Raw genomic sequence first — 22346 nt, 5'->3', positions numbered from 1 at the left:
CGACGTCGAACCGTCCTCCGGGCCGTTCGAGCGCCCGGCCCCTCCCCAGCAGACTCGAGCCGCTCGAACGACCCGTCCGCCGGTGCGATGCCCTCTCGGCGGCACCGGCTTGTCACCATCTAACGCGACGAAGGAGGACGGACAGCGCAGAAAGCCCCGGTGAATCCCATATACCAGGATGAGTTGGTCACGGCTACCGCTTCGACGCGCGGTACCCCGCCTTCTCGGCGTCCTGCGGGGTCGCGAAGCACTCCTCCGGGTTGGTGGCGCCGTAGTACTGGCCCCCTGGCACGTGGTAGATCCACTCGCCCGAGCTGGAGTGGTTCCCCTTGACGGGGTAGCCCGACGGGCAGTTCCAGGTGCCGGGCACGGGAGCGACGGGACCGCTCGGCGCCGGCTGAGCCGGCGCCGGCTGCGGCTTCGCCGGAGCGGGCTTCGGCGCGGCGGGTCCCGTGAGCTCAGGAGCCGCGGGCCCCGACGACGGCGCGTACAGGGCGATGCCCTCGTAGGTCCAGTTGCGGTCGGAGGTGCGCAGCTGCTGGGCCTCCGACGCGTTCGCCGTGTAGAAGTGCTTCTTGAACGTGGCGCTCCAGAAGCGGTAGACGGGAACCGTGCCGGACGTGTTGCTCGCCGCCGTGCAGAACGCGGTCCCCTCGTACGACCAGTTCTTGTCGGTCTGACGCACCTTCGCGGCCTCCGACGAGCTCGTCGTGAAGAAGTGCGACTCGAACGCCGACGACCAGAACCGGTGCACGCCGACCGTGCCGGCAGGGCACCCCTGGGCCCCGACCGGCCAGACGCGGAAGTCCTGCCCTTCGTACGTCCAGTTCGGGTCGCCGGAGTGGAGGTTCTGCGCCTCCGAGCGGCTGACGGTGTAGAAGTGCGCGTTGTCGAACGCGGAGCTCCAGAACCGGTAGACGGGCTGGCTCGTCGACGGGTCGGGCTGTGCGGCGGCGGTCGCCGCGCCGGCGGGGATGGCCGCGGCTCCGATCGCGAGGAGGACGGACAGGAGCAGGGTGAGGGCGCGGCGCATCGACGGTCCTGTGGGAGAGGAGGGCAGGGAGAGCCACAGCATATCGACATGTCGGCTCGCATCGCGACGCGCGCGCATCGTCATGCCGTCGACAAGCCGCGTCAATCGGAGCACTCTGGAGGCATGAGCGCCTTCCGCATCGACCACGTCTTCAGCGGCTTCAGCGTCGACTCGATCGAGTCCGCACGCACCTTCTACGCCGACGCGCTCGGCATGGACGTCGCTGTCAACGCGATGGGCTTCCTCGACATCCGGCTGCCGCAGGGCGGATCGATCCTCGTCTACGAGAAGGCCGACCACGCGCCCGCGAGCTTCACCATCCTGAACTTCCCCGTCGACGACATCGACGCCGCCGTCGACGACCTGAACGCCCGCGGTGTCGTGACGACCATCTACACCGATCCCGACCTCGGGGGCGACGCGAAGGGGATCGTGCGCGGCGGGCCCGGGCGCGGGCCCGACATCGCCTGGTTCACCGACCCGGCAGGCAACGTCCTATCGGTGCTCGCCACGCGATGACGGACGGCACGGTCATCCGCGTCAGCACGGTCATCCGCGTCGGCACGGAGCTCTTCCGCGTCGATTCGCGCGCAGCCGCGCACGGTCGGCAGACGATCGATCTCACGTGGCTCAGCGGCCCGGCGGAGGGGACCTACGGCTTCACCGTCTCCGGTCCGCCGATGACGCCCGAGAAGGTGAGGACCGAGGCGGCGGACTTCGTCGCCGCCTTCTTCGCGGACGACGGTATCGGGCCATCCGACTTCGCAGAGTTCATGGATGCGCGACGTTCCGGGGGCGCGCACACTCCCTGAGTCGCGGCGTCAGGCGACGGATCGGCGGACGAGCTCGGCGATGCGGGCCTCGGTCTCCGCATCGAGCGACGTCACGCTCCACACGACGGGGTGAAGGGTCGCGCCCTCTTCGAACGCGGGGTTGATCTCCTCGCCGAACCCGAACACGATGAAGCCGTTGCCGCTCTTGATGTAGCAGACGTCCTCGCCGTCGCGCGTGTAGAACGGGATGCCCCAGCGCAGCAGGGGCTCGAGCGACGGCGCGTTCTCGCGGATGATCTCGTGCAGCCGTTCGCCGATCTCGCGATACGGCGCCGGCGCCTCGGCGAGCTTCGCGAGGACAGCGGCGTCGCCCTTCTTCGTGAACAGTCCCATGAGTGGCCTCCTGCGGAGATCCTAGGACGGTCGATGTCAGGAATCAGATTCTCGCGACACGTCCTATATGGAGTGCACACGCGCGCGTGCTCGCGCCGAGCGCTGACACCAGTCGGTCATCGGGCAGGCCGCGCCGCGCGTGAATGCAATCGTCGTCGCCGAACGAGTCCCTCGAGCCGGCCCCACCGGCGAGAGAGCTCTTACCTGAACCACGCAACGACTGTGATTGAAATCGATGATCGGCACAGTCGCGCTGGCGCTCGTCTCAATTGTCGTCGCTGCGCGAGCCGTTGGTAGGCGGCGCGCGACCTGAGCTTTCCCGACAGGGAACCTTCCTGTGACTGCCGGACATGTCGTCGTGAGCACCCGCTCCACCGGACGTGTCGATCGGCCACCCGTCGCATCCGGTACGCGGGTTGGCGTTCGCGCCAACCCGCGTTTGCACTTCACGACTGTCTCGAGTTGTTCTAGTCTCGATTAGAACATGGAAATTCACCTCGATCGCACGTCGTCGACTGGCCTGTCCCGGCAGATCGTCGACGAGGTCGTTCGGGCGATTCGTAGCGGCAACCTCGCCGCCGGCGAACGCCTGCCGCCGTCACGAGAACTTGCGTGGGCCCTTGGGCTGAACATGCACACGGTACTCGCTGCATACGCCATGCTCGCCGAGTCGGGCTTGGTGGACGTGTCGCGGGGCCGCGGAACGCAAGTGAGCGCCGATGCGGGACACCGTCTCAGCGCATCCGCCGACCACCTCCGCGACGCAGTACGTCGCGCGCGCGGGGCCGGCCTCAGCCAAGACCAGATCATCTCGATCGTTCAGGAGGAGACATGAGAAGACCAGAACTGATCGCCCGATCGGTCGCGGCGGCCGGGGTCTGCTGCATCCCGTTCGCCGTCGTTCTCGTCACCGCCTGGCTATGGCGCGATGTCGTCTTCGGCGAGATCGCCACGCAATGGCAGAACGATGAGGTCTCGACTGTTGCTCCGACCTGGACCGTGCTCCTCCTCCCGCTGTGCGGAACCTTGATCTGTGCTGGAGTCGCCGTGGTCACGGCCACTGAACTAGACCCGCTGCACAGCCGGAAGGCATACTTCTTCGCGTTCGGCATCGGTGTGATGCTCGCAATCATCTGGCTGACCGTCCTCGTGCCGAACGTTCTCGCCCCCGATGACCCTTCGGCACCGGCGTTGATGTTGCTGTCCCCGCTGGGACTCCTCCTCGGGTTCATCCCAGCCGCGATCGCGAGTCTGGGCGCGAGCCGCCACCCCACCCTCGAGCAAGCGACCCCACAGGGAGAAGCATGACAAACCAGCGAGTCCACATCTGGGTGGGGTCATCTGTCAGCCCCATCCTCGCGGGGGCCAGCGCCGTCATCACGGTCATCTGCGCAGGGCTGATCGTCAACGGCACCCCCTAGTCGCCTGGCGTCGGGTCAGTGACGTCGGCGGCACCGAACAGCAAGCTGTCGACGACCTGGTCGCGCCGGGCAGGCCGCGCGGTGGTGTACCTCAGCAGATCTTCGAAGTGAGAGAACACGACGACCGCTTCTTCGAACTCTGGCTCGGAACCGTGGACGACTGCTCCGTCGTCTCGCACCGCCAGGTACTCGTATCCGTTGCGAACGGAAAGCAGGATGGGTGCGTGGCGCCTCCAGAAACGGGAGACCGCGACCGCCTCATCATCCGTCGTCGCAGCCTGGATGCTCAGCAGTTCACACTCGTTCCACGCGAACGCCCCCTCCGCGCCGGTCGAGTAGTCGTCGCGGGACAAGAACCACACCGTCTCGTCTGAGCTCGACAGGAGTGAGAACGAGGACGCCCAGCGGATCACCGTTTCGGGTGCCGCGCGCAGCGGGGAGGGAACGCCGTTCTCCATCGACGTCGGCGGCTCAAACGTCCACCCGGCTTCCTGCAAGCTTCCGGCGGCACTTCGGAAGAGTTCCGGCATGCTCCCAGGCTACCGATCCGCCTGGCACAGGCAGGCGGTCACCAAGCCCAGGCCTCATCGGAGATCTCAGTACGCGACACGCTCCAGGCGTCACCCGCACACCACGAATCAATCTTTAGCAACACGCCCTAGTAGCCCACTAGTCCTCGAGAGACTCGAGGACAACTTCAGGGGGCGGGGTCAGCCAGACGAGGGAAACCCCGCCCCCGTCGAGTTCGAATCTCGAGGCAACGGAGAATGCTCCATCACGCGAGTTCTCCTCCGCCCAGGCAAACACCTCTCGCGCATCCGCACCGTCAAGGTTGTAGGCGCTCACTCGTCGCCCGGAGTGCAAGATCATCACGCGGTATCCATGCGCGGTGACCTCTTCACGGGCATCACGTTCATCAACCGAGTACACGTTCATGTCGCCAGCGTAGGCGGCCGCTCTCGACTCCCACGCGATCGCCGAAGCAAGCCGTTGTGTTCCTACTCCTCGACGCCAACATCATTGTCGCCAACCCGCTTCTCCGAGGGCGGCAGCGGGTCGCCGTCGCGGACGCAGTTGTCTTCCGTATGGACCACATCTAGTCACGGCGAGAACGAACACCGGGGTGGTCTGCACGCAGTCTCGGTCCGGGGGCACCGGTGAAACGCTCGCGCAATGTCGCACCGTGGCGACCGTCGAGGCGTCCACGTCTGCGGAGCTCGGGAATGACGTACTCGATGAACTCGTCGATCGAGTGGTTGCGAATCATGTAGGCGATGTTGAAGCCGTCCGCACCCGTGGTGTCGATGTACTCCTCGAGGTAGTCGGCGATCTCAGTCGGGGTGCCTACGATGGTGTTCGAGGCACCGAACACCGAGGCGAAGTCTCTGATCAACTGCCGCTTTGTGAGCACGGTCCCCTGGCGGCTGAGGAGTTGCAGACGCTCCCCCAGTTGCTGGGTGCTGATCGCGGCGACGTCGAGGTCACTGAAGTCGATGCGGTCGTCGTCTCCGTACTGGCTGATGTCCACGCCGCCCGTCAGGAGAAACCGCTGCAGGGTTGCGGTTGCGTCGTCCTGCTCCTTGTAGGACGCATAGTCGGCGTACTTGTCTTCCGCTTCAGCCCGGGTTCGGCCGATGACGGGGATGACCCGGGGGAAGAACTTGACGGTTTGCGGGTCCCGCCCTTTGGATTGTGCACGCTGGCGCACGTCATCGACGAGGAACTTGGTCTCGTCCAGGGAGTACGTGTTCTGGTAGATCGCCTCCGCGTGCGTGGCACCGAATTCACGGCCTCTTTCCGACGACCCGGCTTGGAAGAGCACTGGTGTGCGTTGCGGTGAGGGTTCGACGATCGGGATTCCTTTCACCGAGAACCACTCGCCCTCGTGATCGATCGCGCGGACGCGGTCGGGGTCGATGAAGAGGCCCTGCGCTGGGTCGTTCACGACCGCATCGTCCTGCCACGTTCGGTTCCAGATCTCGTACGCGATCGAGAGGAACTCTTCTGCTCTGTCGTAGCGGGTGTCGTGCTCGAGCTGGTCGGCCAGACTGTGGTTCAGCGCAGCTGAGCGCACGTTGTTGGTGACGATGTTCCAGCCGATACGACCCTTGGTGAGGTGGTCGAGGGTGGAGAACTTCCGCGTGAGCTGCACGGGGTGGTCGTAGGTGACAGAGGAGGTGATGACGAAGCCGAGTCGCGTCGTCACTGAGGCCAGCAGCGGCACCAGGTAGGCAGGGTCGAGTCGGGGGCCAGGCCAGCCGCCCTCGAGGATTCCTCGACGGACGTTCGGGTCCTCGTGTCCGAGGTTCGGGGTGTCTGCGAAGAAGATCGCATCGAATCCGCCGGCCTCGAGACGCTTCACGAGGGAGACCCAGTACCCCGGGTCGCGGTAGAGGAATTGCTCGTACTGCGGGTGGTTCCATAGCCCGCTGTCCGAGGAGGGGCCGAACCCTTCCACGAGGGTGAGCCGGATGGGTTTAGGGGCGGTCATCGGGACACTCCTGCCTGCAACGCGACGGCAGCCGCGGGATGGTCGGCGCGCACGCGGGCGTCACCGCCGCTGATCTTCTGCCGGTAGGTGCCGGGCTGATACTCGGTCTGGACGCGGCCTCGGCGCTGCAGCTCGGGAACGACGTGCCGGGCGAACTCGGCGACGGTCGAAGGCTGGACGACGGAGGCGACGTTGAATCCGTCGGCGCCCGTTTCCTCGATGTACTCCTCGATCGCGTCGGCGAGCTTCTCCGGTCCTCCGATGGAGAGCCAGCTTGTGCCGAAGGCGAACACGTTCGCGAGTTCGTCCACGTCCAGCCGCGCGCCGGGCTGCTTGCGTCGGAGCGACTCGACGAGCCCCCGCTGGTCGGCACGTTCCAGGAATGCGATCTTTCGCGAGTCGTCGGATGTGGAGAAGTCGAGACCCGTCCATGCGCCGAGCAAGGTGAAGATGCCTTCCTTGTTCGAGTAGCTCAGGAAGTCGGAGAATCGGGCGCTCGCCGCCTCGTCGTTCTCGCCGGTGATGGGCGTGATCTTCGGGAAGAACAACACCGACGCGGGGTCGCGTCCCGCGTCCTCTGCTCGACGTCGGATGTCGTCGATGATCGTCTTCGTCGCACCCGCGGTGGGAGTGTTGAGGAACACTGCCTCAGCATGGGTTGCCGCGAACTGCCGCCCACGTTCCGAGGAGCCCGCCTGAAACAGGAAGGGGGTGCGCTGTGGCGTCGGCTGGACGGTATGGGTGCCGTAGACGGAGAAGTGCGTGCCGACGTGGCCGATGTCGTGGACTTTGTCGATGTCCACGTAGCGCTTGCCCGCCTTGTCTACGATCTCCGCGTCATCTTCCCAGCTCGTCTCCCACAGCTTGTAGGCGACGTCGAGGAACTCCTCGGCTCGGTCGTAGCGGTCGGAAGCAGGAATCTCTTCCGCATGCCCGTACAGGCGAGCGGCGCTCGGCAGATTCGATGTGACGATATTCCAGCCGACTCGCCCGCCTGTGAGCTGGTCAAGGGTCGAAAGACGCCTTGCGACAGGGTATGGCTGCTCGTATGTCGTGGAGATCGTGACGGCGAAGCCGAGGTTCTCGGTGACGTGTGCGAGAGCGGGTATCAGGTACGTCGGGTCGTTGATGGGGACCTGGATCGCCTGCTCGAGAGCCGGCGCGGGGCTTGCACGGTAGACGTCGTACAGTCCCAGCATGTCGGCGAAGAACAGGGAATCGAAGCGGGCAGCCTCGAGCGTGCGCGCGATATCGGTCCAGTACTGCAGATCGCGGTATTCGCGGGAGCGGTCATCGGGGTGTGCCCAGAGTCCGGGCGAGACGGTGGGACCGTTGACCGTGACAGCATTGAGCTTGATGCGCTTGGTCATGGCGTCATCAGTCCGTCAGGTACTCAGTAGTCCACAGGCCCTCAAGGAGACTCTCGTCATCGGGGATGAATCCCTGTGCGACCTGGAGGTCGTAGATCTCGGCGATGCGGTCTTCGGAGATGTATCCCCAGCCGTGTTCGACAGCGTCACCGGTCCATATAAAGTCCTTGAGGGACTCGCTCGACCGGATGACGTCATCGATCGACTGATCGGGGGTGAACTCCTGAATCCACTCGGCTACTTCATCGATGTTGGCGCCGAAGTACTCCCAGCCTTTCGCGGTCGCCTGAAGGAACCGGCTCACGAGTTCGGGATCGCTGTCGATGAGCTCCTGGGTGGTGAAGATCGATGAGCCATAGTCGATGTTGGTAGGGTTCTCTATCGAGTCGGTCTCGACTCCCGCGTCCTCAAGCTCTGCGATCGTGTCCGTGAGATATGCCTGAGCCACTGCGCGTTCGTCCTGAGCGAATGCGGCGTAGCTTCCGGTGAACTGGACGCCCGTCACGTCGGTGAGTCCGTAATGCTCGACGGTGTACTCCCATCCCGGTGATGCGACCTGCGTGTACACCGTCCGGCCGCTGAAGTCTTCGACGGACTCGATGTCCTGGCCGTCGTGGAAGATGTAGACAGACGGGCTCTTCTGGTATCCGGAGGCGAGGGCGACAAGGTCGATGTCCTGCGACCGTGCCTGCAGCACCTGTCCGATGTACTCCTGCCCGAACTGCGCACCGCCGCCAGCGACGACCTTCACGCTGGTCGCGTCGGTGCCGCCAGGCTGGATGGTCACATCGAGACCAGCATCCTCGTAGTACCCGAGGTGCTGTGCCGCGATGATTCCGCCGGCGTTTCCTGGCTGCGCGAGCCAGTCCAGTGCGACCGTGACCTCGTCTCGCTCGGTGTGTGCCGCATCGTTGTCCGCAGGGCTCTGCGCGGACGCGCATCCGGCGAGCAGCAGAGCTGCTGCCAGCGTGAACGCGATCTTCTGCGGGTAGGTGGTCTTCATTCGGACGGTCCTTTCGCGGGTATGTGGGAGGGGGTGGTTCGTGAAGCGGGTTCGCGGCGGCTGCATCACTGGCGCTACGCCATCTCCGACACGTGCCAAGAGCGCAGGAGCCGAGCCGACAGCGCCTTGATCGCGGCGTTGAACGCGATCCCCAGCAGCGCGGAGGCGAGACCGGCTGCGAACAAGAGCGCCGTCTCCAGGCGAACACCGCTGCGGAGAATGAGGAACCCGATGCCCGGGTTGAGGCTCCCGGTGCCGGTGATGAACTCGCCGGAGATCACGCCGATCACCGCGAGCACGCCACCTAACCTCAGTCCGGTCATGATCTGCGGCAGGGCCGCGGGAAGTCGAAGGCGCAACAGCGTGTCGAGCTTGCTCGCCTCGTACAGGACGAAGAGCTCGCGCAGTCCTCGGTCTGCCGAACGGAGCCCTTGGAGGGAGTTGGCGAGGATCGGAAAGAAGGCGCTGAGGGTCGCGACGACCACGACGGATGTGAAGGTCGGACCGAACCAAATGATGATGAATGGCGCGATGGCGACCATGGGGATGGTCTGCACAAGCACGATGAATCCGTAGGTGCTTCGTTCGAGCACCCGGGACGTCGCCAGCACGATCGCGAGCACGTTGCCTACGACAGCGCTCGCGACGAACGCGACGATCGTTGCACCGAGCGTGCGTCCAATCGCCGCCACGATGAGCTGCCAGTTCTCCACGGTCGCCTCCGCGATCGCAGAGGGCGCGGGCAGGAGGAACTCCTTGATTCCGCTCAGCCGGCAGCCGAGCTCCCAGACGATCAGGAAGACGACGGTGATCGTGACAGGAAGCACGAACCTCAGCAACCGGCCAGCTGCCGTCGGGCGGGACTCGAGCCGTTCCCACCTCGAGACAAGGCTGATCTTGCCAGCCCGGGCGACGGTCACGACGCCACCGCTTCGGATCCACCCCGCAGTGATGCGGAGACTTCCGCCACCAGTTGCGCGAACTCTCCACTCTCGCGGAACGCCGCGGTCCTCGACGACGCGTCGGTCTGCAGGTCGGCCACGATTCGACCGGGCCCTGGGCTCAGCACGACAACACGTGAGGCGAGGTACGCCGCCTCGAAGACGTTGTGCGTGACGAAAAGGACGGTCGTGTCGGGCTCTCGGCTCGTGATTGCCAGCAGTTCGTCCTGAAGCTTCTGCCGCGTGATCTCATCCAACGCGCCGAACGGCTCGTCGAGCAGCAGCAGCTTCGGACGTGTGACGAGGGCCCGTGCGATGGAAACGCGCATACGCTGCCCACCGGAAAGCTCGTGCGGGTAGGCGTCTCCTCGATCGAGCAAGCCGACAAGCTCCAGGGCACGGTCTACCTCAGCCTCGGTGGTCTGCCTATCGACCCGTCGAAGCGCCAGGGGCAGTCGGACATTGTCACGCACCCGCGACCACGGAAGGAGCGTCGCATCCTGAAAGACGTACGACACCTCCCGGCTTGCTCGCGCCTGAGCTGGTGTTCCTCCCAGAACCTCGACACTGCCCGTCGTAGGCTCAGCCAAGCCTGCGACGACACGGAAGATCGTGGACTTCCCGCAGCCCGACGGCCCGAGAAACAGGACGAACTCTCCGGCTCGAACGCGGAGCGAGATCGGGGCAAGAGCCACCGTGCCGTCATCGAATGCTTTCGTCACCTCTCTGAGGCGAACGATCTCCTCCCCCGCGGAGAGGGTGCCGAGCCGTGCACCGGCGGCGTCGGATGACGCGTTCCTGCTCATGGCTTCTCCTGTCGTATCGCTGCTTATGGCCCCGCCGATGTCCGAATTGATCCGGCGTTGGGCGGTGCAAAGGCGATGCGACAGCGGTCGCTTCCTCCATCGACGGGAATGCTTCCCCCGATGAACTCGGGCCGGCGTATCACCGGCTTGGAGCCTGGACCGTGGGGATACCGGGCAGTCAGACCGCACGTTCCCGACGAGAGCAAGATGAGTACAACATGGCCGCGGGTGACATCGGGGCGGCTCACGTAGTCGTGGGAAACAATCAGTAACCCAGCGATCACTCGCGCGTCCACCCTCGGAATGTGGCCCTTACAGTCAGGGTGTGACCAACGAGGAATCCCCTGCCCGCACCGTCGTCAGCGCCGCGTGGCTGAAGTCTCACCTTTCGGACCCCGACCTGGTGATCGTCGACGCCTCGGTCACGAGCAACCCACGCGCTGAAGGGGGGATCTCCTGGGGTTCCGGACGACCCAACTTCGCCGTCAACCATATCGCTGGCGCGGTGTTCGCCGATTTGCTCGAAGACTTCTCGGACACAAAGTCAGACCTCCATTTCACCCGCCCGGGTTCCGCGCAGTTCGAACGGTCAGCGCGAGCCCTCGGCGTCAGCAACGACTCGACTGTCATCGTGTATGACGCGGGAAACTCGACCTTCGCCGCACGTCTGTGGTGGCTGTTTCGGCTCAACGGACACGACGACGTCGCCATCCTGGACGGAGGCCTGCGTGGATGGGTTGCCGCCGGCGGGCGTACCGCATCCACGACCAAACCGGTGACGCCTGGCACCTTCACAGCAGATCCCAGAGCGCACCTCGAGATCACGAGAGACGAGCTCAAGCGCGAGCTGGCTGCGAACACAGCTTCCGCGATCATCAGCGCGCTGCCCGCCGAGAGCGCTGCGGACGCCGCATTCCGGGCGCGACCCGGACGGATTCCGGGAACGACCACCGTCCCGGCCGTGATGCTCACCACCGAAGAGGGCTTCCTGCTGCCTCGCCCCGATCTGGCGGCCGCGTTCGCAGGCATCGATCTCGACGCGTCGATCGTCACCTACTGCGGCGGAGGAATCGCCGCGAGCCTCGACACTCTCGCGCTCACCCATCTGGGAGCGCGAGAGGTGCGCCTATACGACGGTTCACTCAACGAGTGGGCCCGTGACCCCGATGCCCCGCTCGTCTCAACTCTGGGTTGACGTGGCAAGGGTGCCGTAGCGACCCGATAGGAGCTGCGGAGCCGATGCGGACCGCAGGCATGAACGCACGCTACGGGCCCACCACTGGCTCACACACGACCGCTTGCCGAGCGGGCTCTACGCACGGGTGCCCCTGGCGCAGGTGCCGGACATCACCGTAAGCAGCGCCTCCCCCGCCATCCGAATGATCGCCGACGTGGAACTGGACACCTACCTCGCTGGTCGCTGACCTACTGACGACCCGCATCGCGCTCGGACGATGGACTCATCTCGTCATGCGCGATCGGCGGCGGAGGACATCGTCACGCGGGTGGAGTTGCTCGCTCACAGCGACTTCTGTCTTATGACAGCGCGGCAGTTCAGCTTCGTTCCTTGAAGAAACGGAAGAGATGCCTCTCGCGGATGAGCAGGCTCGCGCCGACAGCACCGAGGACGGCGCCGGCGGACCCGGAAAAGACTGTGCGAGTGAGGTTCCACAAGAGCGAGCCGTCGACACTGCCGGTGCTCATGATCAGGGCGGCGGCGAGGAGCTCCGCGCCGATGATCGCGGAAGCGAGTACCCAGACGGTGGTCTCGACGAGCACAGAGGCAAGGAGGACGGGGCGCGTCTGCCCGGCGTGGAGCGATGACGCGTGCTCGAGACGCCGTCGTGTCACGGAGAACCAGCCGAGCGCGACGCCGAGCAGGCCGGAGGCGAGGGTGGCCCATTGCGTGATGCGGTCGTGGAAGGTGGTGAGACCATCGAACGCTGACCCCTGGGTCTTGTTGAGCTGGGCGATGGTGATCGGGTCGGCCTGTCCTGCGCCGGGTGTCGTCGCTGACCGGATGATGGTGTCGAGGTCGGGATTCTCGGGCCACACGAGGGCCCAGCATTCGTCGAAGCTTCCTGTCGAGACGGTGGGGATGATGATGGCGAGGCCCAGGCGCGCGTCTCGGCCGTCGCTGGGATAGTCGAATGTGGCGGCGATGGTGGTCGTGCCGAGGGATGTCTCGAGTCGGTCGCCGACATGCACTCCGAGGGCGTCGGCGAGAGTCTGCGAGACCCACGCCCCCGACGCTGCCTGGTTGATGCCGAGCAGGGCGCCGAATGCGGGTGAGGATTCGAACGTCGACAGCGGGCTTCTGGGGAGGGCAGGAAGCTCCGTGGGCGCGGCTTCCCGTAGCGCGCCGGCCTGCAGGATGTCAGTGGTCTCGGTGAGCCGCTCGCACGTTGCTGGGTCGACTTCGCCGCTCGTCGTCAGCGTCCGGATGGCTGCGCCGGATTCAACGTACCGGTGAGCGCCGGTGGGCGCCGCAGCCTAAACGTAAATCCGCTCACGTGAGCATCACTCGAGCAGCGACTCGATCGCATCGGCGAGATCGGGTACCGGCAACTGCGCGTCCAGCTCAAGGGTGGCGCTGGCACGAAGCAGCGGCTCGATCGCGATGGCGTTGTCGCGAATCTCGTCCTGTTGCGCAGGCGAATGCCCGTACGGGTTGTTCACACGTTGTCGCACCCGCTCGAGGAGGACATCCACCGGAGCGCTCAAAAGCACGACATGAGTGAAACGGTCGTAGAAGCGGCCTTGGTTCTCGCTCGTCCCCGACACGATGACGTCGTGCTCGGAGCCGAGCAGCCGACTCATCCGCTCCTCATCCCAAGGCCCGCCATTGCCGTCGGTCCACCCGTCATAGTCCGTGTCGACGACGCGATGCCCTCGTGCGGCCAGCTCCGCAAGCATGGTGGACTTCCCCGCGCCGGAGATGCCGGTGATGAGAACCCTGGTCATGGTGCCAGGCTAGGCACGTAGCTGAGGGTGGTGCGGTCCGTCTCGATAGAATCCGTGGCGTGAGCGAGGAGCACCTGTTCGGTATCCGCCTGCACCCGGCGACAGCGAAAGCGGACGTCGTCCCCGGGGCTCGCGAGATCGGGACTGTCCACGACGGAGAGTTCCTGGTCATGGAGGACAGCGACGGGACGACCTCGGTCCACGACAGTGCAACAGGTGATCGTTACCCGCTCAACCGCGACCGGAGGGCTACCGAGGGCTTCCTGGAGGCGTTCGCGGAGTATCTGAGCTCGGGGCCGCCGACACCGGGACCGGTGACGATGACGGCTGAGCAGGCGGCGGAGCGTCTTCGTGCTTTCCGAGAGGGGCAGGTTCGTCCTCGCGCCCTCCCCACAGACAAGGGGCTCCCTCACCGCACGCGGCTGAGGAAGCTCCGAAAGCGACTGCACGCGATCGACACCACCGCGACCGGGCCGGACTCCTGGTGGCGCAGCCTCATCGAAGAGGCGGAGAACGACCTTCTCTGAAAGGCGCCATGGTGAGCTCGTCAGTCGCCAGGCGATCGACCGTGGGTGTGCGTGGATGCGCGTCAGGAAGAGATCGGCGCAGCCCGAGGGCATCGTGTCATCAACGGCTACGGTCTCTCACGGTGAGCAGCGCATCCCACCATTCGGACGATCGCCGAGGTCGAGCTGGAAGCATTCCTTGCCGAGCTCTGGAGTTGGCCGGGGCCTCATGAGAAGTCTCGAGCGGCTACGCGGAGGTCTCTGCGGCACGATTCCGGTTCATGACGCGCGGGCGAAGAATTAACGCGGAGACTCCGACCGCTACGACAGCAACGATGAAGGATGGGACTCCAACCGCGGGTGCGACAATCGGTGCATCCTGCGCGCTCAAGTGTCTGGCGACGTGGCGACGAGCGCGCCACGTGTACGCGACCGGCGACGCCGCATGATGGCGGGGACCGGGCGGAGCCAGACGCCGGGGGAGCTGGAGCTCCGCTCCGCGACAAGGACGCCGTCGCCGAAAGGATTCTGGGCGTCGCCCAGGACCCTCCCGGCGACCACGAGCTCGACTATGCCTGGACTCATCATTTCGGCCGCCGATTCCAGCCCCTGGGCACTATCGACCCCGTGGGGAGGGCGGTGCTGCGCATGAGCAGACCCGAGGAGCGAGCCGCCTTCTACATGGTCGAGGACACCCAAGGAACCACCGGTTGGATCTCGATCAATGCTCCGAGGGAACTCGCCACTGCGATGATGCGCTCGCGGCCCAACCGCGCGGGGTGAGGAAACACCCGATCTGGAGACGCCGAGCCCCGGTTGAGTTCGTCCATGACAGCAACTAGGGCGTGCCTCCGCGCCAACAAGTAAGCCGCCGATGCGGCGGCCACATCGACAACACAGGAGGGGCGATCGCTGCAGCGATCGCCCCTCCTGTGTTGATTGACGTCAGTTCTCTCGAGATCCGCGGATTTTCAAGGATCAGATCCGTGAACTGGATCAAGTTGATTGAACTGGATCAAGTTAGATGTGTCGTTGGATCACCTTGGATGACGTCGTACAGCGACTCAGAAGTCCCAGTCGTCGTCCTCGGTCGCGACGGCCTTGCCGATGACGTACGACGAGCCCGACCCCGAGAAGAAGTCGTGGTTCTCGTCGGCGTTGGGTGAGAGCGCCGACAGGATGGCGGGGTTCACGTCGGTCACGGTAGACGGGAACATCGCCTCGTAGCCGAGGTTCATGAGCGCCTTGTTGGCGTTGTAGTGCAGGAACTTCTTGACGTCCTCGGTGAGGCCGACGGAGTCGTAGAGATCCTGCGTGTACTGCACCTCGTTGTCGTAGAGCTCGTAGAGCAGCGAGAAGGTGTAGTCCTTGAGCTCGGCCTGCTCGGCCTCGCTGACCTTCTCGAGCCCCTTCTGGAACTTGTACCCGATGTAGTAGCCGTGCACGGCCTCGTCGCGGATGATGAGGCGGATGAGGTCGGCCGTGTTCGTCAGCTTCGCCCGGCTCGACCAGTGCATGGGCAGGTAGAAGCCCGAGTAGAAGAGGAAGCTCTCGAGCAGGGTCGAGGCGACCTTGCGCTTGAGCGGCGAGTCGCCACGGTAGTACTCCATGACGATCTGCGCCTTCTTCTGCAGGTTCGGGTTCTCGACCGACCAGCGGAAGGCCTCGTCGATCTCCTGCGTCGACGCGAGCGTCGAGAAGATCGAGGAGTAGCTCTTCGCGTGCACCGACTCCATGAACGCGATGTTCGTGTAGACGGCCTCCTCGTGCGGCGTCACCGCGTCGGGGATGAGCGAGACGGCGCCCACCGTCGCCTGCACCGTGTCGAGCAGGGTGAGGCCCGTGAACACGCGCATCGTGAGCAGCTGCTCCTCCTGCGTGAGAGTGTTCCACGACTGGATGTCGTTGGAGAGCGGCACCTTCTCGGGCAGCCAGAAGTTGCCCGTGAGGCGGTTCCACACCTCGACGTCCTTATCGTCCTCGATCCGGTTCCAGTTGATCGCCTGGACGTGATCCAGAAGCTGGAGCTTCTCGGTCATCCTCTTCGTTCCTCTTCTTCCCGCGTCACAGCGTGCAGCTGACGCACATGTCGAGCTCGGTGCCCTCGAGCGCCATCTGGCGGAGACGGATGTAGTAGATCGTCTTGATGCCCTTGCGCCAGGCGTAGATCTGGGCCTTGTTGATGTCGCGCGTGGTCGCCGTGTCCTTGAAGAACAGCGTGAGCGACAGCCCCTGGTCGACGTGCTGCGTCGCGGCGGCGTACGTGTCGATGACCTTCTCGTAGCCGATCTCGTACGCGTCCTGGTAGTAGTCCAGGTTGTCGTTCGTCATGAAGGGCGCCGGGTAGTACACGCGCCCGAGCTTGCCCTCCTTGCGGATCTCGATCTTCGACGCGATCGGGTGGATCGACGACGTCGAGTTGTTGATGTACGAGATCGAGCCCGTCGGCGGCACGGCCTGCAGGTTCTGGTTGTAGATGCCGTGCTCCTGGATGGACGCCTTCAGTTGGATCCAGTCCTCCTGCGTCGGGATGTGGTGGCCCGCGAAGAGCTCGGCCACCTTCTCCGTCTGCGGCACCCACGCCTGGTCGATGTACTTGTCGAAGAACGCACCCGACGCGTACGTCGAGTCCTCGAAGCCGTCGAACGTCTGACCGCGCTCCTTCGCGATGTTGTTCGACGCGCGCAGAGCGTGGAACAGCACCGTGTAGAAGTAGATGTTCGTGAAGTCGAGGCCCTCCTCCGAGCCGTAGTACACGCGCTCGCGGGCGAGGTAGCCGTGCAGGTTCATCTGCCCCAGGCCGATCGCGTGCGAGCGGTCGTTGCCGTCCTCGACGGAGCGGACCGAGCGGATGTGGCTCTGGTCGCTCACGGCCGTGAGGGCGCGAATGGACGTCTCCACGGTCTGGCCGAAGTCGGGCGAGTCCATCGCGAGCGCGATGTTGAGCGACCCGAGGTTGCAGGAGATGTCCTTGCCGATCTGGTCGTACGAGAGGTCCTCGTTGAGCGTCGTCGGCGTGTTCACCTGCAGGATCTCGCTGCACAGGTTCGACATGTTGATCCGGCCCTTGATGGGGTTCGCCCGGTTCACCGTGTCCTCGAACATGATGTAGGGGTAGCCCGACTCGAACTGGATCTCGGCGAGCGTCTGGAAGAACTTGCGCGCGTTGATCTTCGTCTTCTTGATGCGCGGGTCGTCGACCATCTCGCGGTACTTCTCCGACACCGAGATGTCGCCGAACGGCACGCCGTAGACGCGCTCGACGTCGTAGGGCGAGAAGAGGTACATGTCCTCGTCGTTGCGCGCGAGCTCGAACGTGATGTCGGGCACGACGACGCCGAGCGACAGCGTCTTGATGCGGATCTTCTCGTCGGCGTTCTCGCGCTTGGTGTCGAGGAACTTCATGATGTCGGGGTGGTGCGCCGACAGGTACACCGCGCCGGCGCCCTGGCGCGCGCCGAGCTGGTTGGCGTAGCTGAACGAGTCCTCGAGCAGCTTCATGACGGGGATGATGCCGCTCGACTGGTTCTCGATCTGCTTGATCGGGGCGCCCGCCTCGCGGATGTTCGACAGCAGCAGGGCGACGCCGCCGCCGCGCTTGGAGAGCTGCAGCGAGGAGTTGATGCCGCGCGAGATCGACTCCATGTTGTCCTCGATGCGCAGGAGGAAGCAGCTGACGAGCTCGCCGCGCTGCGCCTTGCCGGCGTTGAGGAAGGTGGGGGTCGCCGGCTGGAAGCGGCCGGAGATGATCTCGTCGACGAGCTTCCACGCGAGGTCCTCGTCGCCGTCGGCGAGCGCGAGCGCCGTCATGACGACGCGGTCCTCGAACCGCTCGAGGTAGCGCTTGCCGTCGAACGTCTTCAGCGTGTAGCTCGTGTAGTACTTGAACGCGCCGAGGAACGTCTCGAAGCGGAACTTCTTGCCGTACGCGAAGGCGTTGAGCTTCTCGACGAACGAGAAGTCGTAGCGCTCGATGACGGCGCCCTCGTAGTACTCCTTCTCCACGAGGTAGTCCAGACGCTCCTTGAGCGAGTGGAAGAACACCGTGTTCTGGTTCACGTGCTGCAGGAAGTACTCCCGCGCTGCGCGCTTGTCGGCGTCGAACTGGATGCGCCCGTCCGCGTCGTAGAGGTTGAGCATCGCGTTCAGGGCGTGGTAGTCCATGCCATCGAACTTGACGTTCTGCTTGAAGTCGATCTCTTCGGTCAGTGCTGCCGCTTCCACCATCGTTCCAATCCGTCGCCGACCCGCTCGACGTCCTCTGGCGTGCCGAAGACCTCTACCCGATACAAGTGCGGCACGCGGCACTTGCGGCTGATGATGTCTCCGGCGAGGCAGAAGGCCTCGCCGAAGTTCGTGTTCCCCGCGGCGATGACGCCGCGGATGTTCTTCCGGTTTCGCTCGTCGTTGAGGAATCGGATGACCTGCTTGGGCACGGCGCCCTTCTCCTCGCCGCGCCCCTGTCCTCCGCCGTACGTGGGGGTGACGAGCACGTAGGGCTCGTCGACCGCCAGCGGCGCATCCCCCCTGTGCAGGGGGATGCGCACCGAGCGGATGCCCGAGCGCCGCTCGAGCTTCTCGATGAAACGCGCCGTGTTGCCCGACGTGCTCGAGAAGTAGACGAGCAGAGGCGTCTCGGTGGCCGTGAGCGTCGCGGTCATGGTGTCACTCCCGCGCGCACGGCTCAGACGAGACGCGCGGCGAGCTCGTCGATCTTGTCGGGGCGGAAGCCCGACCAGTGGTCCTCGTCCGTCACGACGACGGGGGCCTGCAGGTATCCGAGCGCCTTGACCTGCTCGAGCGCGTCGGCGTCCTGCGAGAGGTCGGTGACCTGGTACTCGATGCCCTTCGCATCGAGTGCGCGGTAGGTCGCGTTGCACTGCACGCACGACGGCTTGGTGTAGACCGTGATCGCCATTCTGTTCCCCTCAGATCGTGTTCGAGCCGGCAACCCCCGCCGGGCTCTCAATACTACATATGGGTGCCGACCTTCGGGGGCACCACTAGGGATAGTAGTTACATCCGTGTGATTTTCCACCGCTCCCCACAGACCTCTCCACCGCTCCCTCCACAGGTATGCAACGCCGGACAGGCCCCGCGAATGCCCGAATCACGCGGATCGCCACCGACCTCCCAGGACTTCTCCACAGGCGCGAACGTAGACCGCACCACCGACATCCGGATGGCCGAGCCGGCCCGGCCCCGGCGTGTCGCGACGAGGGCGCGCAGCATCGCGCAGACGTCCTCGCGGCGGGATACCGTGAGAAGCGTGTCCGGATATCGAGAGCTGCTGCGCACCCGCGGCGTGGGCCGCATCATCGCCGCGCAGCTGGCCGCCCGGTTCCCCGGCGGGATGATCGCCCTCGCGCTCCTGCTGCATGTCGAGCACACCCACCACTCCTACGGCGCCGCGGGCACCGTGCTTGCGGCCGTCTCGATCGGCCAGGCCGTCGCCGGCCCCGTGACGAGCCGGTGGATGGGCCGCTGGGGCATGCGGCGGGTCCTCGTGCTCACGACCGCCGTGACCGCCTCCGCCATCGCCGCCCTCGCGCTCGTCACGGCTCCCCTCGCCGTGACCATCCTGCTCGGGCTCGTCGCCGGCCTCGCGTCGCCTCCCGTGCAGTCGGCCGTCCGCACCATCTACCCCAAGCTCGTCCCCTCCTCGCAGCTGACCGCGCTCTACTCGCTCGACGCGTCGCTGCAGGAGGTGATCTGGATCGCCGGCCCCGTGCTCATCACGTTCGTCTCGACGCAGGTGTCGACGGTCGTGGGCCTCGTCATGATCGTCGGCTTCACGCTCGCGGGCGGAGCGTGGTTCATCCTCTCCCCCGAGCTCGGCCGCGTGCGGATCCCGCGCAGCAGACGGTCCTTCGGCCGCGTCCTCCTGAAGCCCACCGTCGTGCTCACGACCGTGCTCGGCTTCCTCCTCATCGGCGCCTGCTCGGCCGTCGAGGCCGGCGTCGTGGCGTCGTTCGGCGAGGGCGCCGTCGAATCGGGCTTCGTGCTGGCGGTCTTCGCCGTGGGCAGCTTCGCGGGAGGCCTGGCCTTCGGCCACCGCCCCATGGCGCCGTGGTCGATGGCGCGCCGCTACGCCATCGTCGCCGTCGGCATCGCGCTCACCCTCGTGTCGCTCGACGCCTGGTGGATGGGCGGCTCCCTCGTCATCGCGGGCCTCGGGATCGCGCCGGCCCTCGCGATGTCGTTCGCCATCACGTCGGCGAGCGTGAAGTTCAGCGAGACGGCGGAGGCGTACGGCTGGATCGGCACGGGGCAGCTCATCGGCGCCGCCCTGGGCTCGGCGATCGCCGGGTTCATGATCGACGGCTCGGGACCCCGCGGCGCGCTGACGACGGCGCTCGCGTTCGCCCTCGTCGGCGTCGTCGTCGCCGTGGTCTTCGTCCGCGCGTTCCCCGACCTGCGGCATCGCGACGCGTCGCCGCTGCCCGACACGGAACCCGTCCAGACACAGCCGTGACCGCAGAGTCCTCGCGCCGCTGACGCTCGCTCAGCGCGTCTCGACGGCGGCGGCCATCCCCCGGTGCGACAGGACGCCGAAGGCGCGCGTCACTTGCCGTCGAAGTCGAAGGCGCGCAGCAGCTCGCCCACGGCCTGCTCGCGATCGTCGCCCCCGCTCTCGAACATGTGCGTGACGTGCGTGCGCAGGTGGTTCTCCAGCAGCAGCCGGTTGAGCGATTCGAGCGACCGCTGGATGGCGCGCGACTGCGTGATGATGTCCATGCAGTAGTCCTCGTTCTCGATCATCCGGCCGAGCCCGCGCAGCTGCCCCTCGAGGATGCGCGTGCGGTGGAGGGCGCGCTTCTGGATGTCTTCGATCACGTCGCCAGCGTACCCCGGCCATCCGCCGCCCCTCCCTGCGCCCGTGCGAGGATCGTGCCATGCCGCGCACACCGGACGACCTGCTCTCTCCCGCCGACCGCGAACGACGTCGCGCGCTCACGCGCATGAAGGCGGTCGCCGCGGGAGCGCTCGCCTTCATGGCCGTGCTCTTCGGCATCGGCTTCGCGTTCCAGGAGAGCGTGCCCGCTCTGGCGTACCTCCGCGCCGCAGGTGAGGGCGGAATGGTCGGAGCGCTCGCCGACTGGTTCGCCGTGACGGCGCTGTTCCGCCGTCCCATGGGGCTGCCCATCCCCCACACGGCGATCATCCCGACCCGCAAGGACGAGATCGGCCGGTCCCTCGGCGAGTTCGTCGAGACGAACTTCCTGTCCGGTCCCGTCGTGCGAGAGAAGCTCGCCTCCGCGCGGATCTCGGCGCGGCTCGGCGGATGGCTCGCGCAGCCCTCGCACGCGGAGCGCGTCGCCTCGGAGGGAGCCGCGATGGGACAGGGCGTCCTTCGCGCGCTCAGCGACGACGACGTGCAGGACCTCGTCGCCTCGCTCGCCCGCGAGCACCTCGTCGAGCCGGAGTGGGGGACGCCTGCGGGGGTATGGCTGGAGCGGATCGTGGAGACGGGGGCGCATCACGCCGCTGTCGACCTCGCGGCCGACAGCGTGGCGACATGGCTCACGGGGAACAAGGACGCGTTCGCCGGTCTCGTCTCGAAGCGGCTCCCGTCCTGGGTGCCCTCCGTCGCCCACCGCCTCATCGACGGCGCGCTCTACAACGAGGCTCTCGCGTTCGCGCAAGCCGTGCGTGCCGATCCCTCCCATCCGGCACGCCGGGCGATCGACGGGTACCTGGCCCGGCTCGCAGACAACCTGCAGCACGATTCCGAGACGCGAGCGAAGCTCGAAGGCGCGAAGGTCGCCGTCTTCGACAGCCCGCGGATGCGCGAGCTCGCAGGGAGCGCCTGGGAGACGGCGAAGGCGGGTCTCATCACCTCGCTCGGCGATGCGGACAGCCCGCTCCGCACGCGACTCCGGGAGGCCCTCGTCGACCTCGGTGGACGGCTGTCGACCGACACGGCGGTACAGCGGCGCGTGGACGGCTGGGTGGTCGACGCGGCGGGCTTCCTGGTGGAGCGCTACCGCCACGACATCGCGTCGATCATCACCGACACCGTGGAGCGGTGGGACGCGGACGAGACGACGGAGAAGATCGAGCTGCTCGTCGGCCGCGACCTGCAGTACATCCGCCTCAACGGCACCGTCGTGGGCGCCCTCGCGGGCCTCGCCATCTTCGCCGTCGCACACGCCCTGCTCGGCTGAACCGCTGCAGAGGTCGGTGCCGGTACCGGCCCGGTTCTCTCTCCGGGGTTGCAGTTCGCGTCCGTTCCGGGGCCGGTGGGGGCGGTTATCGCGACCAGGGCGGTGGGTGATTCTCGCCCGGGTCGCTGTTCGCGTCCGTTCCGGGGCTGCTGGGGGCGGTTTCTGCGACCTGGGCGGGTGGTCACTCTCGCCGGGGTTGCTGTTTGCGTCCGTTCGGGGGCTGCTGGGGGTGGTTTCTGCGACCTGGGCGGGTGGTCGTTCTCGCCGGGGTTGCTGTTCGTGTCGGTTGCGGGGTGGGCCGGTGAAAGCACGAAAGGCCACCCAGCGTTGGGTGGCCTTTCGTTCAGGTTAAGTCCGGCGGTGTCCTACTCTCCCACAAGGTCCCCCTTGCAGTACCATCGGCGCTGAGAGGCTTAGCTTCCGGGTTCGGAATGTGACCGGGCGTTTCCCTCTCGCTATGACCGCCGAAACATCTTT

24 protein-coding genes and 1 rRNA gene are annotated in these 22346 nt (G+C 66.0%); 8 read left to right on the top strand and 17 right to left on the bottom strand.

The annotated features are described in order from the left end of the window. Window positions 1-193: 193 nt before the first annotated feature. On the bottom strand, window positions 194-1033 hold the full coding sequence (locus ABD998_RS16415; protein ID WP_345441652.1) for a sunset domain-containing protein: 840 nt from the start codon (window positions 1031-1033) through the stop codon (window positions 194-196). 123 nt (window positions 1034-1156) lie between these two features. On the opposite strand from ABD998_RS16415, the gene ABD998_RS16410 reads away from it, so the two are divergent. Both ABD998_RS16410 and ABD998_RS16405 read left to right on the top strand, forming a co-directional pair. Further along, window positions 1157-1552, top strand: a complete 396-nt coding sequence (locus ABD998_RS16410; RefSeq protein WP_345441649.1) for a VOC family protein — start codon at window positions 1157-1159, stop codon at window positions 1550-1552. Further along, window positions 1549-1845 carry a hypothetical protein gene (locus ABD998_RS16405; protein WP_345441646.1) on the top strand — a complete coding sequence of 99 codons (297 nt, stop codon included), beginning with the start codon at window positions 1549-1551 and terminating at the stop codon, window positions 1843-1845. The genes ABD998_RS16410 and ABD998_RS16405 overlap by 4 nt, the downstream gene beginning before the upstream one ends. 9 nt (window positions 1846-1854) lie before the next feature. Here ABD998_RS16405 and ABD998_RS16400 read toward each other — a convergent pair whose 3' ends face one another. Next, window positions 1855-2199: a DUF1801 domain-containing protein gene (locus ABD998_RS16400; protein WP_345441643.1), complete on the bottom strand. Its 345-nt coding sequence runs from the start codon at window positions 2197-2199 to the stop codon at window positions 1855-1857. A gap of 484 nt (window positions 2200-2683) precedes the next feature. On the opposite strand from ABD998_RS16400, the gene ABD998_RS16395 reads away from it, so the two are divergent. Together ABD998_RS16395 and ABD998_RS16390 are read left to right on the top strand one after the other, a co-directional pair. Next, on the top strand, window positions 2684-3034 hold the full coding sequence (locus tag ABD998_RS16395; RefSeq protein ID WP_345441640.1) for a GntR family transcriptional regulator: 351 nt from the start codon (window positions 2684-2686) through the stop codon (window positions 3032-3034). Further along, window positions 3031-3507, top strand: coding sequence for a hypothetical protein (locus tag ABD998_RS16390; RefSeq protein ID WP_345441637.1), 477 nt, complete (start codon window positions 3031-3033; stop codon window positions 3505-3507). The genes ABD998_RS16395 and ABD998_RS16390 overlap by 4 nt, the downstream gene beginning before the upstream one ends. A 109-nt stretch (window positions 3508-3616) precedes the next feature. Here ABD998_RS16390 and ABD998_RS16385 read toward each other — a convergent pair whose 3' ends face one another. The 7 genes from ABD998_RS16385 to ABD998_RS16355 all read right to left on the bottom strand — a co-directional run bounded on the left by ABD998_RS16385 (window position 3617) and on the right by ABD998_RS16355 (window position 10231). After that, a complete protein-coding gene (locus tag ABD998_RS16385; protein ID WP_345441634.1) occupies window positions 3617-4150 on the bottom strand; it encodes a hypothetical protein in 534 nt (177 codons plus the stop codon). A gap of 139 nt (window positions 4151-4289) precedes the next feature. Then, window positions 4290-4556 carry a hypothetical protein gene (locus ABD998_RS16380; protein WP_345441631.1) on the bottom strand — a complete coding sequence of 89 codons (267 nt, stop codon included), beginning with the start codon at window positions 4554-4556 and terminating at the stop codon, window positions 4290-4292. Between the two features lie 160 nt (window positions 4557-4716). Beyond that, the gene (locus ABD998_RS16375) at window positions 4717-6111 is read right to left on the bottom strand and encodes an NtaA/DmoA family FMN-dependent monooxygenase (protein ID WP_345441628.1); all 1395 of its coding nucleotides are present in this window, start codon (window positions 6109-6111) and stop codon (window positions 4717-4719) included. Further along, window positions 6108-7481: an LLM class flavin-dependent oxidoreductase gene (locus tag ABD998_RS16370; RefSeq protein WP_345441625.1), complete on the bottom strand. Its 1374-nt coding sequence runs from the start codon at window positions 7479-7481 to the stop codon at window positions 6108-6110. Before ABD998_RS16370 ends, ABD998_RS16375 begins: the two co-directional genes overlap by 4 nt. Window positions 7482-7488: 7 nt before the next feature. Beyond that, the gene (locus ABD998_RS16365) at window positions 7489-8484 is read right to left on the bottom strand and encodes an ABC transporter substrate-binding protein (protein ID WP_345441622.1); all 996 of its coding nucleotides are present in this window, start codon (window positions 8482-8484) and stop codon (window positions 7489-7491) included. A 74-nt stretch (window positions 8485-8558) separates the two neighbouring features. Continuing rightward, window positions 8559-9404: an ABC transporter permease gene (locus ABD998_RS16360; protein ID WP_345441619.1), complete on the bottom strand. Its 846-nt coding sequence runs from the start codon at window positions 9402-9404 to the stop codon at window positions 8559-8561. Continuing rightward, window positions 9401-10231, bottom strand: a complete 831-nt coding sequence (locus ABD998_RS16355) for an ABC transporter ATP-binding protein (protein WP_345441616.1) — start codon at window positions 10229-10231, stop codon at window positions 9401-9403. The genes ABD998_RS16360 and ABD998_RS16355 overlap by 4 nt, the downstream gene beginning before the upstream one ends. Window positions 10232-10556: 325 nt before the next feature. Here ABD998_RS16355 and ABD998_RS16350 point away from each other — a divergent pair, with 325 nt between their 5' ends. After that, entirely contained in the window at window positions 10557-11426 is an 870-nt protein-coding gene (locus ABD998_RS16350) for a sulfurtransferase (protein ID WP_345441613.1), read from the top strand. Window positions 11427-11785: 359 nt separating this feature from the next. Here ABD998_RS16350 and ABD998_RS16345 read toward each other — a convergent pair whose 3' ends face one another. Together ABD998_RS16345 and ABD998_RS16340 are read right to left on the bottom strand one after the other, a co-directional pair. Further along, on the bottom strand, window positions 11786-12439 hold the full coding sequence (locus ABD998_RS16345) for a hypothetical protein (protein ID WP_345441610.1): 654 nt from the start codon (window positions 12437-12439) through the stop codon (window positions 11786-11788). Between the two features lie 312 nt (window positions 12440-12751). Continuing rightward, window positions 12752-13195, bottom strand: coding sequence for an AAA family ATPase (locus tag ABD998_RS16340; RefSeq protein ID WP_345441608.1), 444 nt, complete (start codon window positions 13193-13195; stop codon window positions 12752-12754). A gap of 59 nt (window positions 13196-13254) precedes the next feature. On the opposite strand from ABD998_RS16340, the gene ABD998_RS16335 reads away from it, so the two are divergent. After that, window positions 13255-13722, top strand: coding sequence for a hypothetical protein (locus tag ABD998_RS16335; RefSeq protein ID WP_345441606.1), 468 nt, complete (start codon window positions 13255-13257; stop codon window positions 13720-13722). Between the two features lie 1043 nt (window positions 13723-14765). Here ABD998_RS16335 and nrdF read toward each other — a convergent pair. The 4 genes from nrdF to nrdH are packed head-to-tail and all read right to left on the bottom strand — an operon-like array spanning window position 14766 to window position 18619. Further along, window positions 14766-15740, bottom strand: coding sequence for a class 1b ribonucleoside-diphosphate reductase subunit beta (nrdF, locus tag ABD998_RS16330; RefSeq protein WP_345441603.1), 975 nt, complete (start codon window positions 15738-15740; stop codon window positions 14766-14768). Window positions 15741-15765: 25 nt separating this feature from the next. After that, the gene (nrdE, locus tag ABD998_RS16325) at window positions 15766-17928 is read right to left on the bottom strand and encodes a class 1b ribonucleoside-diphosphate reductase subunit alpha (protein WP_345441601.1); all 2163 of its coding nucleotides are present in this window, start codon (window positions 17926-17928) and stop codon (window positions 15766-15768) included. Next, window positions 17907-18362, bottom strand: coding sequence for a class Ib ribonucleoside-diphosphate reductase assembly flavoprotein NrdI (nrdI, locus tag ABD998_RS16320; protein WP_345441598.1), 456 nt, complete (start codon window positions 18360-18362; stop codon window positions 17907-17909). Before nrdI ends, nrdE begins: the two co-directional genes overlap by 22 nt. A 23-nt stretch (window positions 18363-18385) precedes the next feature. Then, window positions 18386-18619, bottom strand: a complete 234-nt coding sequence (gene nrdH / locus ABD998_RS16315) for a glutaredoxin-like protein NrdH (protein ID WP_156243149.1) — start codon at window positions 18617-18619, stop codon at window positions 18386-18388. A 351-nt stretch (window positions 18620-18970) separates the two neighbouring features. On the opposite strand from nrdH, the gene ABD998_RS16310 reads away from it, so the two are divergent. Further along, window positions 18971-20176 carry an MFS transporter gene (locus ABD998_RS16310; protein WP_345441596.1) on the top strand — a complete coding sequence of 402 codons (1206 nt, stop codon included), beginning with the start codon at window positions 18971-18973 and terminating at the stop codon, window positions 20174-20176. Between the two features lie 89 nt (window positions 20177-20265). Here ABD998_RS16310 and ABD998_RS16305 read toward each other — a convergent pair whose 3' ends face one another. Continuing rightward, window positions 20266-20538, bottom strand: coding sequence for a metal-sensitive transcriptional regulator (locus tag ABD998_RS16305; RefSeq protein ID WP_345441593.1), 273 nt, complete (start codon window positions 20536-20538; stop codon window positions 20266-20268). A 59-nt stretch (window positions 20539-20597) separates the two neighbouring features. On the opposite strand from ABD998_RS16305, the gene ABD998_RS16300 reads away from it, so the two are divergent. Beyond that, complete coding sequence (locus ABD998_RS16300) at window positions 20598-21869, top strand: DUF445 domain-containing protein (protein ID WP_345441590.1); 1272 nt, start codon at window positions 20598-20600, stop codon at window positions 21867-21869. Between the two features lie 352 nt (window positions 21870-22221). Here ABD998_RS16300 and rrf read toward each other — a convergent pair. Next, window positions 22222-22338, bottom strand: a 5S ribosomal RNA gene (rrf, locus tag ABD998_RS16295). Between the last annotated feature and the right edge of the window lie 8 nt (window positions 22339-22346).

Origin of the sequence: Microbacterium gilvum (assembly GCF_039543865.1) — a bacterium.
Classification (GTDB): domain Bacteria; phylum Actinomycetota; class Actinomycetes; order Actinomycetales; family Microbacteriaceae; genus Microbacterium; species Microbacterium gilvum.
Note: the sequence above shows the minus strand (reverse complement) of the source record. Positions and strands in the feature narration are given on the sequence as shown.

Bases quoted from the DNA above. Each gene is read 5' to 3' on its own strand.
- ABD998_RS16415 (WP_345441652.1), bottom strand. From the start codon at position 1,033: ATGCGCCGCGCCCTCACCCTGCTCCTGTCCGTCCTCCTCGCGATCGGA.
- nrdH (WP_156243149.1), bottom strand. From the start codon at position 18,619: ATGGCGATCACGGTCTACACCAAGCCGTCGTGCGTGCAGTGCAACGCG.
- ABD998_RS16390 (WP_345441637.1), top strand. From the start codon at position 3,031: ATGAGAAGACCAGAACTGATCGCCCGATCGGTCGCGGCGGCCGGGGTC.
- ABD998_RS16410 (WP_345441649.1), top strand. From the start codon at position 1,157: ATGAGCGCCTTCCGCATCGACCACGTCTTCAGCGGCTTCAGCGTCGAC.
- ABD998_RS16340 (WP_345441608.1), bottom strand. From the start codon at position 13,195: ATGACCAGGGTTCTCATCACCGGCATCTCCGGCGCGGGGAAGTCCACC.
- ABD998_RS16355 (WP_345441616.1), bottom strand. From the start codon at position 10,231: ATGAGCAGGAACGCGTCATCCGACGCCGCCGGTGCACGGCTCGGCACC.
- ABD998_RS16370 (WP_345441625.1), bottom strand. From the start codon at position 7,481: ATGACCAAGCGCATCAAGCTCAATGCTGTCACGGTCAACGGTCCCACC.
- ABD998_RS16380 (WP_345441631.1), bottom strand. From the start codon at position 4,556: ATGAACGTGTACTCGGTTGATGAACGTGATGCCCGTGAAGAGGTCACC.
- nrdF (WP_345441603.1), bottom strand. From the start codon at position 15,740: ATGACCGAGAAGCTCCAGCTTCTGGATCACGTCCAGGCGATCAACTGG.
- nrdI (WP_345441598.1), bottom strand. From the start codon at position 18,362: ATGACCGCGACGCTCACGGCCACCGAGACGCCTCTGCTCGTCTACTTC.
- ABD998_RS16375 (WP_345441628.1), bottom strand. From the start codon at position 6,111: ATGACCGCCCCTAAACCCATCCGGCTCACCCTCGTGGAAGGGTTCGGC.
- ABD998_RS16395 (WP_345441640.1), top strand. From the start codon at position 2,684: ATGGAAATTCACCTCGATCGCACGTCGTCGACTGGCCTGTCCCGGCAG.
- nrdE (WP_345441601.1), bottom strand. From the start codon at position 17,928: ATGGTGGAAGCGGCAGCACTGACCGAAGAGATCGACTTCAAGCAGAAC.
- ABD998_RS16300 (WP_345441590.1), top strand. From the start codon at position 20,598: ATGCCGCGCACACCGGACGACCTGCTCTCTCCCGCCGACCGCGAACGA.
- ABD998_RS16405 (WP_345441646.1), top strand. From the start codon at position 1,549: ATGACGGACGGCACGGTCATCCGCGTCAGCACGGTCATCCGCGTCGGC.
- ABD998_RS16400 (WP_345441643.1), bottom strand. From the start codon at position 2,199: ATGGGACTGTTCACGAAGAAGGGCGACGCCGCTGTCCTCGCGAAGCTC.
- ABD998_RS16365 (WP_345441622.1), bottom strand. From the start codon at position 8,484: ATGAAGACCACCTACCCGCAGAAGATCGCGTTCACGCTGGCAGCAGCT.
- ABD998_RS16385 (WP_345441634.1), bottom strand. From the start codon at position 4,150: ATGCCGGAACTCTTCCGAAGTGCCGCCGGAAGCTTGCAGGAAGCCGGG.